This window comes from Pseudomonas sp. SDO5522_S412 (assembly GCF_054071215.1).
In genome coordinates this window covers 1-13,532 of record NZ_JBSVWQ010000155.1, presented here as the reverse complement: position 1 = coordinate 13,532, position 13,532 = coordinate 1, and the positions used below count along the sequence as shown (strand labels likewise).

Genomic DNA, 13,532 nt, shown 5'->3' with positions numbered 1-13,532 from the left:
TTTTGCTTACTTTTGCGCTTTTCAAAAGTGAGCCGCTGTAAGAGCGGAACCAATACCAGCCATCACCCAAATAACGGATATACACCCAAAACACGCCCAATCTCACCAAAGACAACACCCAGTGACCACTGAGGCAACCTGTCACGCGGCAAAAGACCACGCCTTGCTCTCGCGAAAATGGGACTACTCTTTCAGCAATGCTTGATCCAGATCAAAACCTTCGCCGGGATTGCTCTGGCGGCCGCAAGGCCAGAATCCCTGCGTGGTTGGTTATAAAAAGAAACGAATTTGAATTCGCCACACTCCATATCCGTGGGGGCAGTGGGTGCAGGCCTCCAGCCAGCATTCGGTATTACCTGACAGAGGAAGACTTATGTTCGGTTTGGAGGCGCTAGATCTCGCCCGAATTCAATTCGCGTTCACCATCTCATTCCATATCCTGTTCCCGGCCATCACCATCGGCCTGGCCAGTTACCTTGCGGTGCTGGAAGGCCTGTGGCTCAAGACCCACAACGACACCTACCGTGACCTCTACCATTTCTGGTCGAAGATCTTTGCCGTCAACTTCGGCATGGGCGTGGTCTCCGGCCTGGTCATGGCCTATCAGTTCGGCACCAACTGGAGCCGCTTCTCGGACTTCGCCGGTGCCGTCACCGGGCCGTTGCTGACTTATGAGGTGCTCACGGCGTTCTTCCTCGAAGCCGGCTTCCTTGGGGTCATGCTGTTCGGCTGGAACAAGGTCGGACGCAAGCTGCACTTCTTTGCCACGGTGATGGTGGCCGTCGGCACGCTGATCTCGACTTTCTGGATTCTTGCCTCCAACAGCTGGATGCAGACGCCACAGGGCTTTGAAATCATTGATGGCCGGGTGATTCCTACCGACTGGCTGGCCGTGATCTTCAACCCGTCGTTCCCCTACCGCCTGATGCACATGGCCACGGCCGCGTTCGTCGCTACCGCGTTCTTCGTCGGCTCCTCGGCGGCCTGGCACTTGCTGCGCGGCAAGGACAACCCGGCGATCCGCACCATGCTGTCGATGGCAATGTGGATGGCGCTGATCGTTGCGCCGATCCAGGCGGTCATCGGTGACTTCCACGGCCTGAATACCCTCAAGCATCAACCGGCGAAGATCGCCGCGATTGAAGGCCACTGGGAAAATATCGGCAACGAGCCCACGCCGCTGATCCTGTTCGGCTGGCCGGACATGAAGGCTGAAAAAACCAAGTTCGCAGTAGAAATTCCGTACCTGGGCAGCCTGATCCTGACCCACTCCCTGGACAAGCAGGTGCCGGCCCTCAAGGAGTTCCCGCCTGAGGACCGTCCCAACTCGACCATCGTGTTCTGGTCGTTCCGGGTCATGGTGGGCCTGGGCTTCCTGATGATCTTCACCGGCCTGTTCAGCCTCTGGCTGCGCCGTGGCGACAAGATGTACACGTCCAAGCCGTTCCTGTACCTGGCGCTGTGGATGGGCCCGTCCGGCCTGATCGCGATTCTCGCCGGCTGGTTCACCACCGAGATCGGCCGACAGCCGTGGGTGGTCTACGGGCTGATGCGCACGGCGGACGCCTCGTCCAACCACAGTTTTGCGCAGATGAGCATTACGTTGGTGTTGTTTGTGGTGGTGTACTTCGCGCTGTTCGGCGCTGGCCTGGGCTACATGATGCGCCTGGTGCGCAAAGGGCCTGTGACCCACGAAAGCACCGAGCCCACCCACGGTGGCCCTGGGCAGAAACGCACACCGGCGCGTCCGTTGTCGGCGGCTGATGACAGTGCCGATGCCGATCACGGCGACACCTTGAACAAGGGGAACTGAGCCATGGGTATTGATCTTCCGCTGATCTGGGCCGTGATCATCATCTTCGGCATCATGATGTACGTGGTCATGGATGGCTTCGACCTGGGGATCGGCATTCTCTTCCCGTTCATCCCGGGCAAGACCGACCGTGACGTGATGATGAACACCGTCGCCCCCGTGTGGGACGGCAACGAAACCTGGCTGGTACTCGGCGGCGCGGCGTTGTTTGGCGCGTTCCCGCTGGCCTATTCGGTGGTGCTCTCGGCGCTGTACCTGCCACTGATGCTGATGCTGATCGGGCTGATCTTTCGCGGCGTGGCGTTTGAGTTCCGCTTCAAGGCCAAGGACGACAAGCGTCACTTGTGGGACAAGGCCTTCATCGGCGGCTCGCTGGCAGCGACGTTCTTCCAGGGCGTGGCGCTGGGGGCGTTCATTGATGGCATCCCGGTGGTCGACCGGCAGTTTGCCGGTGGCTCCCTGGACTGGCTGACGCCGTTCACGATGTTCTGCGGCGTGGCCTTGATCGTGGCGTATGCGCTGCTCGGCTGCACCTGGCTGATCATGAAGACCGAAGGCAGCTTGCAGGAGAAGATGCACAACCTGGCCCGGCCCCTGGCCTTCGTGGTGCTGGCGGTGATCGGTATCGTCAGCCTCTGGACGCCGCTGGCCCACCCGGAAATCGCCTCGCGCTGGTTCACCCTGCCGAACCTGTTCTGGTTCCTGCCGGTGCCGATCCTGGTGCTGGTGACCATGTACGGCCTGATTCGTGCCGTGGCCCGCAATGCGCACTACACGCCGTTCCTGCTGACACTGGTGCTGATCTTCCTTGGCTACAGTGGCTTGGGGATCAGCCTGTGGCCGAACATCATCCCGCCGTCAGTTTCGATCTGGGACGCCGCCGCACCGCCGCAAAGCCAGGGCTTCATGCTGGTGGGCACCTTGTTCATCATTCCGTTCATCCTGGGCTACACCTTCTGGAGCTACTACGTGTTCCGCGGCAAGGTCACCCACGAAGACGGTTATCACTAGGAGGATCGACTCATGTCCGGCAAACCTTCGTTGCACGACATCGAACAGGCCGAGAAAAAGCCGCTCTGGCAGCGCCTGGGCTGGCTGGCGATGATCTGGACCGGCAGCGTCCTGGCCCTGTTCGTAGTGGCCAGCCTGATGCGCATGTTCATGAATGCCGCGGGCCTGACCACCCACTGACATCCCGTTGTAACTATTGCCCTCCTTCATGGAGGGCTTTTTTATTTGCGCGCCTTGAGGACCACGAACTTCGGCGTGGTCGCCACTTGCTCGACGCCACGGAACAACCGCGCCAACTTGGTGTGATAACCCAAGTGACGGTTGCCGACGATGTACAGGGCGCCGCCCACCACCAACGCTTCCCGCGCTTGCTGGAACATGCGCCAGGCGAGGAAGTCTCCCACCACTTGCTGCTGGTGGAATGGCGGGTTGCACAGCACCACATCCAGTGATTGCGGCTCCTGATCGGCCAGGCCGTCGCCGGGGCGAATCAGCACGTCACGTTCGCCCAGCGCCGCGCGCCAGTTCTCGGCCGCCGATTGCACCGCCATATAAGACTCGTCGACCAGCGTGTACTGCGCCTCGGGGTTTTGCAGCGCGCTGGCAATCGCCAGGACGCCATTACCGCAACCCAGGTCGGCTACGCGGGCGCCGCCCAGGTTTTGTGGCAGGTGCGGCAGGAAGGCCCGGGTGCCGATGTCCAGGCCTTCGCGGCAGAACACGTTGGCGTGGTTGAGCAGTTCGATGGCCGGGGTTTCCAGGCTGTAGCGCGTAGGGTAGGGCGATACGGCGTGTGGCCGATCGGCCAGGGTGGCGATCAGCAGTCGGGCCTTTTTTACCGCCAGTGAGGCGTGCATCGGGCCGATGTAGCGCTCCAGCAGTTCGCCGGCAGCCCGTGGCAGGTGCTTGACCATCGCCCCGGCAATCACTTCGGCGCCGGGTGCCAGTTGACCTTGCAGGCGAATCAATTGTTCTTCGAGCAGGGCCAGGGTTTTCGGCACGCGGATCAGTACGCGGTCGAACGGCCCGGCAGGTGTCTGGCTGGCGGGCAGGAACGTTACCGCGTCGAAAGCCTTGCCGTTGCGCGCCAGGTTTTTCTCCAGGCCCAGGGCGCCGAGGAACGAGTCACCACTGGAGGTGACCTGCACATGCCCTTCGAGGCTGGCCGCCAGCGCGCCGAAACTGTCGTTGAGCACGAGTACGCGGGTCGCCGTCGTCAGCTGTTGTTCCGCCAGGTAGCTGAGCAAATACTCATCGGCTGCATCAAACGCTTGCAGCGGGTCGTTGTGCTGTTCTGGCTGACGGATCAGGTCGAGTTGGGCGAAGGGGCTGTCGAGCAGGGGCATGGCGGGGGAGACTCTGGGTAAGCGAACCATCGGGGTGAGCGGCGACGCGAGGCGCATCAGGGGCTCGCGTCATCACCCGGAACTGGCCGCAAATGTTACGTTTTTTTCCCCTGGATTACATGCGGTGTTTAAAACAACCCGCATTTGACTGCCGTGATCACTGCGGCAATCTTGTTACTGACCCCCAGTTTCTTCATCGCACTGCTGATATGGAAGCCGACCGTGCGTTCGGACAGGCACAGGATGGTGGCGATGTCCGAGGCGGTCTTGCCCAAGGCCGACCATTGCAGGATTTCGGTTTCCCGCGGGGTCAATTTGCTGGGCGCTTGCGGGCTGGGATTGTCTGCGTATTTTTTGGCCACCACCGCGTGCATGGCGTGGCAAATCCAGAGCACTTGCCCGGCTTTTTCATAGAGTTCTTCAGGGCCCACTGGGCCGGTGGCACGCCCCAGGCTCAACATGCTGAAAACACCCTGGAAGTCATGAACCGATTGGGTCCATCCGAAATTCAGTCCGTTGGACTGGGCATGGGCCCATAAGTCCGGTACCGAAGAAAAGGTTTTCTCGTCCCATACGATCGGTAGAACCGAGCGTTTGCAATGCGCAACCACAGGGTCGAGATCAAAGTAGTGCTCTTGTCTGTACAGCGTATTCCATTCATTGGAATAGTTGTTGAGGTTGATAGTTTTCGTTTGGTTGTTGGGTAGATGGGAACTAAGGGTGAATGCGCAGTATTGGAAGCCAAGCTCGTAGGTAAGGTTGAGGGCAGCTTCGTACATACTGGTTATTTCGCTTTCCCCTTCGAGTTTGGGCAGGCGAGTGTTGTGCCAGTTGACCATCGGTAACTCTCCATGCGAACGGTTTTTACATGGGGTACTTCCAAGGCCCCCGGTTACAACGTGAAAAAATAGTGTAGGACAACGGCTACAGCTCGAAATAAAAATTTAGTTATGTTCAAGCGGGCGTTAGGCCAATAACATTTGTACAACCTGGCTACGGTGTACAGGTTTCAGGCGTTCGATAAGATTTTTTTCCATTAGTTTTAAGAACTTGCTCTAAATGCGCCTTGTTAATATTTAGTTGCACTCCCTCATCTAATGGCTTGTTGGAAGGCGACTAATAGCCAAATATTTAGTACCGCCCAGCGGTTTCCACAATGGGCAGCGGCAATGCCAGCACAAACCATCGGTGTTTCCAGGCGGCGCTTTGGGGGACACTAGGGGCCTCTGCAAATGGAGTTTCCCATGACGGCCAGTGCTGAAAAATACACCCGCCAGACCCTGCTCGACGTGAAATCGCTGACTCCCAGCCTGTTTACCCTGCGCACTACCCGAGACCCTGGTTTTCGTTTTCGCGCCGGACAATTCGTGCGTCTTGGGGTGACCAAGGCCGATGGCGGCATTGTGTGGCGTGCTTATTCGGTGGTGTCCTCGCCCTTTGATGAATACCTGGACTTCTTTTCCATCGTGGTGCCGGGCGGTGAGTTCACCAGTGAGCTGAGCCGCCTGCGGGAAGGCGATACCTTGCTGGTGGAGCGCCAGGCCACGGGCTTTCTGACCCTGGACCGGTTTGTGGATGGTCGCGATCTGTGGCTGCTGGGCACCGGGACCGGTATTGCGCCGTTTCTCTCGATCCTGCAGGACTTCGAAGTGTGGGAGAAATTCGAGCGGATTATCCTCGTCTATAGTGCCCGCGAAGCAAGGGAGCTGGCTTACCAGTCGTTGATCCATGAACTGGGCGGACGTGAGTACCTGGCAGAATACGCCCACAAGCTCACCTACATTCCTATCGTCACCCGCGAGCAACATCCGGGCGCGCTGAATGGGCGGATTACCACCCTGATCGAGAACGGTGAATTGGAGCTCGCCGCAGGCATCGAGCTGACCCCCGAGCATTCCAGAGTGATGATTTGCGGCAACCCGCAGATGATCGACGACACGCGCCAGTTGCTGAAACAGCGCGACATGCAACTGAGCCTGACCCGCCGTCCGGGGCAGGTCGCGGTAGAAAACTACTGGTAAAACAAAGGCGCCCTGCAGGCGCCTTTACTTTTTGCCGAGCTTACTCGGGCTTGCTGTTCTGTGCCTTGAGCAGATCGCGGATCTCCCCCAGCAGCACTTCTTCCTTGGTCGGGACCGGCGGCAGGCTAGGTGCCACGGCCTCTTCACGCTTCAGGCGGTTGATGGCCTTCACGCCCATGAAGATCGCAAACGCAACGATCACAAAGTCGATCACGCTCTGGATGAACTTGCCGTACGCCAGTACGACGGCAGGCGCATCGCCCTGGGCGGCTTTAAGCGTTACGGCCAGGTCGCCGAAGTCGACACCCCCGATCAACAGGCCGATAGGTGGCATCACCACGTCGCCTACAAAGGATGAAACAATTTTGCCGAAGGCGGCGCCGATGATAATACCGACCGCCATGTCGACCACATTACCTTTGACCGCGAAGGCCTTGAACTCACTTAACACGCCCATAGGTTATTCCTTGTTACAGATGAGGAGGTAGAAGCCAGTGTAAGACAGTGTGGCGAGGCTTGCTCGACACAACTGCTAACAGTGTCCGTTTTTATCGACACATTAAATCGCAAATAGTTTGCAAAGTGCCACCAATCGCGCGCGGAATACCCGCTATTTCAGTGGGTTACCACACTATTTTTTCAATCGCCATGGTAAGACTTTTCTACTTATCTTCTGACTCGCGTCTCACTAGCCTCTGGCAAGCACAACTCAATGTGCACTAAAAAAACCAGAGGATACCTCGATGAAAAACCCTATTAGCTGCGGGCCTATTTCTGCGCGACAGGTGCTGTTTGCAGTGAGCGCCAGTCTTCTTTCGCTGTCCGTACACGCCGCCAACCTCACGCGCGATAATGGCGCGGCGGTCGGTGACAATCAGAACTCGCAAACCGCCGGTGCGAATGGCCCGGTCCTGTTGCAAGACGTGCAACTGATCCAGAAGTTGCAGCGCTTTGATCGCGAGCGTATTCCGGAGCGCGTTGTGCACGCCCGTGGCACCGGCGCTCACGGTACTTTCACCGTCACCGATAACCTCAGCGACCTGACCAAGGCCAAGGTGTTTGCCGCCGGCGAAGCCACGCCGGTATTTGTGCGCTTCTCTGCGGTCGTTCACGGCAACCATTCGCCGGAAACCCTGCGTGACCCGCGCGGCTTCGCCACCAAGTTCTACACCGCCGAAGGTAATTGGGACCTGGTCGGTAATAACTTCCCGACATTCTTTATTCGCGATGCGATCAAGTTTCCGGACATGGTTCACGCCTTTAAACCCGATCCGCGCACTAACCTGGACGATGATTCCCGTCGCTTTGACTTCTTCTCCCATGTTCCGGAGTCCACTCGTACGTTGACCGAGTTGTACTCGGACTCCGGTACTCCAGCCAGTTACCGGGAAATGGACGGTAACGGTGTACACGCCTACAAGTTGATTAACGCCAAGGGCGAAGTGCACTACGTCAAGTTCCACTGGAAGAGCCTGCAAGGCATCAAGAACCTTGACCCTAAACAAGTAGCTGAAGTACAGGGCCGTGACTACAGCCATATGACCAATGATTTGGTCACGCACATCAATAAAGGCGACTTCCCCAAGTGGGACCTGTATGTGCAAGTGCTGAAACCGGAAGACCTGGCCAAGTTTGATTTCGACCCACTGGATGCCACCAAGATCTGGCCGGACGTGCCGGAGCGCAAAGTCGGGCAGATGGTGCTGAACCGCAACCCGGCCAACGTCTTCCAGGAAACCGAGCAAGTCGCCATGGCGCCGGCCAACCTGGTGCCGGGCATCGAGCCGTCGGAAGACCGCCTGCTGCAAGGCCGGGTGTTCTCCTATGCCGATACGCAAATGTACCGCCTGGGGCCAAACGCCCTGCAACTGCCGATCAACGCACCCCGGGTGACCGTCAACAACGGTAACCAGGACGGCGCGATGAACTTCGGCAAGACCACCACTGGCGTGAACTACCAGCCAAGCCGCCTGCTGCCACGGGAAGAGCCGCAAACCGCGCGGTACAGCCAGTCGGCCCTGTCGGGCAGTACCCAGCAAGCGAAGATCCAGCGTGAGCAGAACTTCAAGCAGGCCGGCGACCTGTACCGCTCGTTCAACAAGAAAGAACGCCAGGACTTGATCGACAACTTCGGCGGCTCCCTGGCCACCACCGATGACGAGAGCAAGCACATCATCCTGTCGTTCCTCTACAAGGCTGATCCGGAGTACGGCACAGGCGTGACCAAAGTTGCCAAGGGCGACCTGGCCCGCGTCAAGGCATTGGCCGAAAAGCTGACCGACTAACCGCCCACGCTCCCTGTAGGAGCCGGCTTGCCACAAGTACGCCATCGCCGGCAAGCCGGCTCCTACAGGTGGCACATCATTGAGAATTTGCCATGCGAATCTTTATAGGCGCTGTCCTTGCGTGTTTGTCGTTCAGCGTATTGGCCGAACAAGCTGACCCGGCCGCGCTTAAGGCACAACTGCAGGATTACTACTTCGACGCCGCCCGCCGTGGCGACGTGGAAATGCTCAACACCTTCATCGAATCCGGCTATTCGCTGAACACCCAGGATGAAAAAGGCTACACGGCGCTGATTCTCGCCGCCTATCACGGTGAAAGTGCCTACGTGGACCGATTGCTCGCCGCCGGCGCCGATGCCTGCGTGCAGGACAAACGCGGCAACACCGCCTTGATGGGCGCGATCTTCAAGGGTGAGCTGAAAATCGCCCAGCGCCTGCTCGCCACCGACTGCAACCCCGACCAGCGCAACGGCGCCGGACAAACGGCGGCCATGTATGCCGGGCTGTTCAAGCGCGTGGAACTGCTGGATGAACTGAAAGCCAAGGGCGCCGATCTGAATGCCGAAGACCCGATCGGTAACAGCGCTTCACGTTTGGCCAGCGGTGAAATCCGTACCCCGGCGCCGCGCTGAGCTATCATCGCGGTTTTTCGGTTGGAGGTTCTCAAATGGCAAAGGCCAAGCGCATGTATGGCTGCACGGAGTGCGGCGCGACCTTTCCCAAGTGGGCCGGCCAGTGCACGGAATGCGGTGCGTGGAACACCCTGACCGAAACCATGATCGAGAGCGGCGGCGCCGTGGCCCCCAGCGGCCGTTCCGGCTGGACCGGGCAACAAACCCAGATCAAGACCCTGGCCGAAGTCAGCGTCGAAGAAATCCCGCGTTTCTCCACCGCTTCCGGTGAACTGGACCGGGTGCTGGGCGGCGGCCTGGTGGATGGCTCGGTGGTACTGATCGGCGGTGACCCGGGCATCGGTAAGTCCACGATCCTGCTGCAAACCCTGTGCAGCATCGCCAGCCGCATGCCGGCGCTGTATGTCACCGGCGAAGAATCCCAGCAGCAGGTGGCCATGCGTGCGCGCCGCCTGGGCTTGCCTCAGGACCAACTGCGGGTGATGACCGAAACCTGCATCGAAAGCATCATCGCCACCGCGCGCCTGGAAAAGCCCAAGGTGATGGTGATCGACTCGATCCAGACGATTTTCACCGAACAACTGCAATCGGCACCGGGTGGCGTGTCCCAGGTGCGGGAAAGTGCCGCGCTGCTGGTGCGCTATGCGAAACAGAGCGGCACGGCGATTTTCCTGGTGGGCCACGTGACGAAAGAAGGCGCACTGGCCGGCCCGCGGGTGCTGGAACACATGGTCGACACCGTGCTGTATTTCGAAGGTGAGTCCGACGGGCGGTTGCGTTTGTTGCGGGCGGTGAAGAACCGTTTTGGCGCGGTCAACGAGTTGGGTGTGTTCGCCATGACTGACCGGGGCTTGAAAGAAGTCTCCAACCCGTCAGCGATTTTTCTTACCCGCGCCCAGGAAGAAGTCCCGGGCAGTGTGGTGATGGCAACGTGGGAAGGGACCCGACCGATGCTGGTGGAAGTCCAGGCGCTGGTGGACGACAGCCACTTGGCCAACCCGCGTCGTGTCACCCTGGGCCTGGACCAGAACCGGCTGGCGATGTTGCTGGCGGTATTGCACCGCCACGGCGGCATTCCCACCCATGACCAGGATGTATTCCTCAACGTGGTGGGCGGGGTCAAGGTGCTGGAAACCGCGTCTGACCTGGCGTTGATGGCGGCGGTGATGTCCAGCCTGCGCAACCGGCCGTTGCCCCATGACTTGCTGGTGTTTGGCGAAGTGGGCCTGTCGGGTGAAGTGCGCCCGGTGCCCAGCGGCCAGGAGCGCCTGAAGGAAGCGGCCAAGCACGGCTTCAAGCGCGCCATCGTGCCCAAGGGCAATGCGCCGAAAGAAATGCCACCGGGGCTGCAAGTGATCGGGGTAACGCGCCTGGAGCAGGCGCTGGATGCCCTGTTCGAATAGTCGCCAGCCACCCATCACCCCTGTAGGAGCCGGGCTTGCCCGCGATGGCGGTGTATCAGCTGATTGATATGCAAACTGACACACCGCCATCGCAGGCAAGCCAGCTCCCACATGTTCAGGTCTCCAGCAAGGCGGCGAATTCCCGCTCCAGCTCTGCCTGATCACCGAGGTTCAGCTCGATTATCCGCCGCAGGTGGCTGATGGAGTCGAGGTCGATGTGCTCGCACACAAAGCCGAGCTGCCCATGATCATCATGGGTCAGCCGCACCTGCATCTTTACGTTGGTCTCGGCGTCCAGATGAATGTCCACGTCGAATGATTCGTAGCGATGGCCGTGCCAGTCTTGTGGCCGTTGCACCAGCAAGCCCTTGAGCGACAAATCTACCAATTGCACCGACCAGACATGGCCGTCTTGCGTGAGCTCGGTCCTGGCGTCGAAGGCAATTCGTCGGAAGCGGCGTCGGTCTGAAGGCTGTTCGCGCATGGTGAAACCCTCTGTGGATAAAGGAATTGTAGCCGTGCGCCATCATGGGGCGGTTTTTTCTGCTTTTTTCGCCCCGGCAAGGCTCTAGACCAACGTAGGGGGGTGGCCTTTAAGGCCAGTAGCGCTAAACTCGGGATGGCTGTCTTTCTGTCCACCCTGGCTGGAATATAAAAATGAAAAATAATAATAGCCTGCTACGCCATCTACCCTGGCTGCTGCTGGCAATCGTAGGAGCGTGCGCCCTGGGCGTAGTGGCCTTGCGCCGCGGCGAGGCGATCAACGCCTTGTGGATCGTGGTCGCAGCAGTGGCCATTTATCTGGTTGCTTACCGTTACTACAGTCTGTTCATCGCTAACCATGTGATGCAGCTCGATCCACTGCGGGCTACCCCCGCTGTGCTGAACAACGACGGTCTGGACTATGTGCCGACCAACAAACACATCCTTTTTGGTCACCACTTCGCGGCAATCGCCGGCGCAGGGCCTTTGGTCGGCCCGGTACTGGCGGCGCAGATGGGCTACCTGCCCGGCACGTTGTGGCTGATCGCCGGCGTGGTGCTGGCGGGGGCGGTGCAGGACTTCATGGTCCTGTTCCTGTCCACCCGGCGCAACGGCCGTTCCCTGGGGGACATGGTCCGCGAAGAGATGGGCCGCGTGCCCGGGACCATCGCGCTGTTCGGCTGCTTCCTGATCATGATCATCATCCTCGCGGTGCTGGCGCTGATCGTGGTCAAGGCCCTGGCCGAAAGCCCGTGGGGCATCTTCACGGTGATGGCAACCATCCCGATCGCGATGTTCATGGGCATCTACATGCGCTACATCCGCCCGGGCCGCATCGGTGAAATCTCGATTGTCGGCGTGCTGTTGCTGCTGGGTTCGATCTGGCTGGGCGGGCAGATTGCCGCTGACCCGGTGTGGGCCAAGGCCTTCAGCTTCACCGGCATCCAGATCACCTGGATGCTGGTGGGTTATGGCTTCGTGGCTGCCGTGTTGCCGGTGTGGCTGATCCTCGCACCACGGGACTACCTGTCTACGTTCCTGAAAATCGGCACCATCATCGCCCTGGCGATTGGCATCCTGGTGACCATGCCCGACCTGAAAATGCCGGCGCTGACCCAGTTCATCGATGGCACCGGCCCGGTGTGGAAGGGCGGCCTGTTCCCGTTCCTGTTCATCACCATCGCCTGTGGCGCGGTCTCGGGTTTCCACGCACTGATCTCCTCGGGCACCACGCCCAAGTTGCTGGCCAGTGAAGGGCACGCCCGTTACATCGGCTACGGCGGCATGTTGATGGAGTCGTTCGTGGCCATCATGGCGATGGTTGCCGCTTCGGTGATCGAGCCAGGGGTGTACTTCGCCATGAACAGCCCGGCCGCGATTGTCGGCGGTGACGTGGTGGCTGTGGCGCAAACCGTCAGCAGCTGGGGTTTTGCAATTACCCCGGAAGCGTTGCAGGCGGTGGCCCATGACATTGGTGAGTCCACCATCCTGGCCCGTGCCGGTGGTGCGCCAACCCTGGCGGTGGGTATCGCGCAGATCCTGCACAGCGTCCTGCCGGGTGAAAACACCATGGCGTTCTGGTACCACTTTGCGATCCTGTTCGAAGCGCTGTTCATCCTGACTGCGGTCGACGCCGGTACCCGTGCCGGTCGCTTCATGCTGCAGGATTTGCTCGGCTCCTTCGTGCCGGCGCTCAAGCGTACCGAGTCCTGGACGGCCAACCTGATCGCCACCGCAGGTTGCGTGGCGATGTGGGGTTACCTGCTGTACCAGGGCGTGATCGACCCACTGGGCGGCATCAACACCTTGTGGCCGCTGTTCGGTATCTCCAACCAGATGCTGGCCGGTATCGCGCTGATGCTCGCCACGGTTGTGCTGATCAAAATGAAACGCCAGCGCTACATCTGGGTGACCATGCTGCCAGCCGTATGGCTGCTGATCTGCACCGTGACCGCAGGCTTCATCAAGCTATTCGACGCCAACCCGGCGATCGGCTTCCTGTCGCTGGCCAAGAAATACAGCGATGCCCTGGCCGGCGGCCAGATCCTCGCACCGGCCAAGAGCATCGACCAGATGCAACACGTGATCTGGAACGCCTACACCAACGCAACGCTGACGGCGCTGTTCCTGTTCGTGGTCTTCAGCATCCTGTTCTATGCGCTCAAGGTCGGCATTGCTGCCTGGGGCAAAAAGGAACGTACGGATAAAGAAGCGCCATACCAGGCCATCCCGGACGCTTGATAGAGGATTGCAATCATGTTCAATGACATCAGTCGCCTCGGTAAATACCTCGGTCAGGCCGCGCGCCTGATGGTCGGCATGCCCGACTACGACACCTACGTCGAGCATATGCAAACCAAACACCCGGACAAACCGATGATGGACTACAAGGCGTTCTTCCGGGAACGCCAGGAAGCCCGTTACGGCGGCAAGGGTGGGCCCAAGTGCTGCTAGCCCGGTAGTTCGGGCTGCGGTGATCCCTTGTGGGAGCGGGCTTGCTCGCGAAGGCGGTCTTTCAGTGATGCATGTGCTGACTGA

13 protein-coding genes are annotated in these 13,532 nt (G+C 59.7%); 9 read left to right on the top strand and 4 right to left on the bottom strand.

The window, feature by feature from the left end; all coding sequences use genetic code 11:
• The first annotated feature begins 373 nt into the window (after window positions 1-373).
• From ACW9I6_RS23910 to ACW9I6_RS23900, 3 genes are read left to right on the top strand one after another with little or no spacing between them, the layout of a single operon-like run.
• The gene (locus tag ACW9I6_RS23910; RefSeq protein WP_008432808.1) at window positions 374-1,813 is read left to right on the top strand and encodes a cytochrome ubiquinol oxidase subunit I; all 1,440 of its coding nucleotides are present in this window, start codon (window positions 374-376) and stop codon (window positions 1,811-1,813) included.
• Between the two features lie 3 nt (window positions 1,814-1,816).
• Entirely contained in the window at window positions 1,817-2,824 is a 1,008-nt protein-coding gene (gene cydB / locus ACW9I6_RS23905) for a cytochrome d ubiquinol oxidase subunit II (protein ID WP_008432810.1), read from the top strand.
• A 12-nt stretch (window positions 2,825-2,836) separates the two neighbouring features.
• Window positions 2,837-3,004, top strand: coding sequence for a DUF2474 domain-containing protein (locus ACW9I6_RS23900; protein WP_003215809.1), 168 nt, complete (start codon window positions 2,837-2,839; stop codon window positions 3,002-3,004).
• 41 nt (window positions 3,005-3,045) lie between these two features.
• On the opposite strand, the gene ACW9I6_RS23895 is transcribed toward ACW9I6_RS23900, so the two are convergent.
• Both ACW9I6_RS23895 and ACW9I6_RS23890 read right to left on the bottom strand, forming a co-directional pair.
• On the bottom strand, window positions 3,046-4,170 hold the full coding sequence (locus tag ACW9I6_RS23895) for a methyltransferase (protein WP_301049930.1): 1,125 nt from the start codon (window positions 4,168-4,170) through the stop codon (window positions 3,046-3,048).
• A 128-nt stretch (window positions 4,171-4,298) separates the two neighbouring features.
• Window positions 4,299-5,009 carry a helix-turn-helix transcriptional regulator gene (locus ACW9I6_RS23890; RefSeq protein WP_003215813.1) on the bottom strand — a complete coding sequence of 237 codons (711 nt, stop codon included), beginning with the start codon at window positions 5,007-5,009 and terminating at the stop codon, window positions 4,299-4,301.
• 405 nt (window positions 5,010-5,414) lie between these two features.
• On the opposite strand from ACW9I6_RS23890, the gene ACW9I6_RS23885 reads away from it, so the two are divergent.
• Window positions 5,415-6,191: a ferredoxin--NADP reductase gene (locus ACW9I6_RS23885; protein WP_457339913.1), complete on the top strand. Its 777-nt coding sequence runs from the start codon at window positions 5,415-5,417 to the stop codon at window positions 6,189-6,191.
• A gap of 40 nt (window positions 6,192-6,231) precedes the next feature.
• Here the strand turns inward: ACW9I6_RS23885 and mscL are convergent, their stop codons facing one another.
• Window positions 6,232-6,648 (bottom strand): large-conductance mechanosensitive channel protein MscL, encoded by a 417-nt coding sequence (gene mscL / locus ACW9I6_RS23880; protein WP_003215816.1) that lies wholly within the window; start codon window positions 6,646-6,648, stop codon window positions 6,232-6,234.
• Window positions 6,649-6,934: 286 nt separating this feature from the next.
• Here mscL and katB point away from each other — a divergent pair, with 286 nt between their 5' ends.
• From katB to radA, 3 genes are all read left to right on the top strand, one after another.
• Entirely contained in the window at window positions 6,935-8,476 is a 1,542-nt protein-coding gene (gene katB / locus ACW9I6_RS23875) for a catalase KatB (RefSeq protein WP_457339912.1), read from the top strand.
• Window positions 8,477-8,568: 92 nt separating this feature from the next.
• Complete coding sequence (locus tag ACW9I6_RS23870) at window positions 8,569-9,108, top strand: ankyrin repeat domain-containing protein (RefSeq protein WP_008432819.1); 540 nt, start codon at window positions 8,569-8,571, stop codon at window positions 9,106-9,108.
• Between the two features lie 35 nt (window positions 9,109-9,143).
• The gene (gene radA / locus ACW9I6_RS23865; protein WP_003215821.1) at window positions 9,144-10,511 is read left to right on the top strand and encodes a DNA repair protein RadA; all 1,368 of its coding nucleotides are present in this window, start codon (window positions 9,144-9,146) and stop codon (window positions 10,509-10,511) included.
• Between the two features lie 115 nt (window positions 10,512-10,626).
• Here radA and ACW9I6_RS23860 read toward each other — a convergent pair whose 3' ends face one another.
• Window positions 10,627-10,995 (bottom strand): PilZ domain-containing protein, encoded by a 369-nt coding sequence (locus ACW9I6_RS23860; protein WP_457339911.1) that lies wholly within the window; start codon window positions 10,993-10,995, stop codon window positions 10,627-10,629.
• 173 nt (window positions 10,996-11,168) lie between these two features.
• On the opposite strand from ACW9I6_RS23860, the gene ACW9I6_RS23855 reads away from it, so the two are divergent.
• Together ACW9I6_RS23855 and ACW9I6_RS23850 are read left to right on the top strand one after the other, a co-directional pair.
• A complete protein-coding gene (locus tag ACW9I6_RS23855; RefSeq protein ID WP_003215826.1) occupies window positions 11,169-13,235 on the top strand; it encodes a carbon starvation CstA family protein in 2,067 nt (688 codons plus the stop codon).
• A 15-nt stretch (window positions 13,236-13,250) separates the two neighbouring features.
• Window positions 13,251-13,448 carry a YbdD/YjiX family protein gene (locus ACW9I6_RS23850; protein ID WP_003176208.1) on the top strand — a complete coding sequence of 66 codons (198 nt, stop codon included), beginning with the start codon at window positions 13,251-13,253 and terminating at the stop codon, window positions 13,446-13,448.
• Window positions 13,449-13,532 lie beyond the last annotated feature (84 nt).

Excerpts from the sequence above, each read along its gene's own strand:
- radA (WP_003215821.1), top strand. The coding sequence starts at position 9,144 with ATGGCAAAGGCCAAGCGCATGTATGGCTGCACGGAGTGCGGCGCGACC.
- ACW9I6_RS23850 (WP_003176208.1), top strand. The coding sequence starts at position 13,251 with ATGTTCAATGACATCAGTCGCCTCGGTAAATACCTCGGTCAGGCCGCG.
- ACW9I6_RS23890 (WP_003215813.1), bottom strand. The coding sequence starts at position 5,009 with ATGGTCAACTGGCACAACACTCGCCTGCCCAAACTCGAAGGGGAAAGC.
- katB (WP_457339912.1), top strand. The coding sequence starts at position 6,935 with ATGAAAAACCCTATTAGCTGCGGGCCTATTTCTGCGCGACAGGTGCTG.
- ACW9I6_RS23910 (WP_008432808.1), top strand. The coding sequence starts at position 374 with ATGTTCGGTTTGGAGGCGCTAGATCTCGCCCGAATTCAATTCGCGTTC.
- ACW9I6_RS23895 (WP_301049930.1), bottom strand. The coding sequence starts at position 4,170 with ATGCCCCTGCTCGACAGCCCCTTCGCCCAACTCGACCTGATCCGTCAG.
- cydB (WP_008432810.1), top strand. The coding sequence starts at position 1,817 with ATGGGTATTGATCTTCCGCTGATCTGGGCCGTGATCATCATCTTCGGC.
- ACW9I6_RS23855 (WP_003215826.1), top strand. The coding sequence starts at position 11,169 with ATGAAAAATAATAATAGCCTGCTACGCCATCTACCCTGGCTGCTGCTG.
- mscL (WP_003215816.1), bottom strand. The coding sequence starts at position 6,648 with ATGGGCGTGTTAAGTGAGTTCAAGGCCTTCGCGGTCAAAGGTAATGTG.
- ACW9I6_RS23860 (WP_457339911.1), bottom strand. The coding sequence starts at position 10,995 with ATGCGCGAACAGCCTTCAGACCGACGCCGCTTCCGACGAATTGCCTTC.
- ACW9I6_RS23900 (WP_003215809.1), top strand. The coding sequence starts at position 2,837 with ATGTCCGGCAAACCTTCGTTGCACGACATCGAACAGGCCGAGAAAAAG.
- ACW9I6_RS23885 (WP_457339913.1), top strand. The coding sequence starts at position 5,415 with ATGACGGCCAGTGCTGAAAAATACACCCGCCAGACCCTGCTCGACGTG.
- ACW9I6_RS23870 (WP_008432819.1), top strand. The coding sequence starts at position 8,569 with ATGCGAATCTTTATAGGCGCTGTCCTTGCGTGTTTGTCGTTCAGCGTA.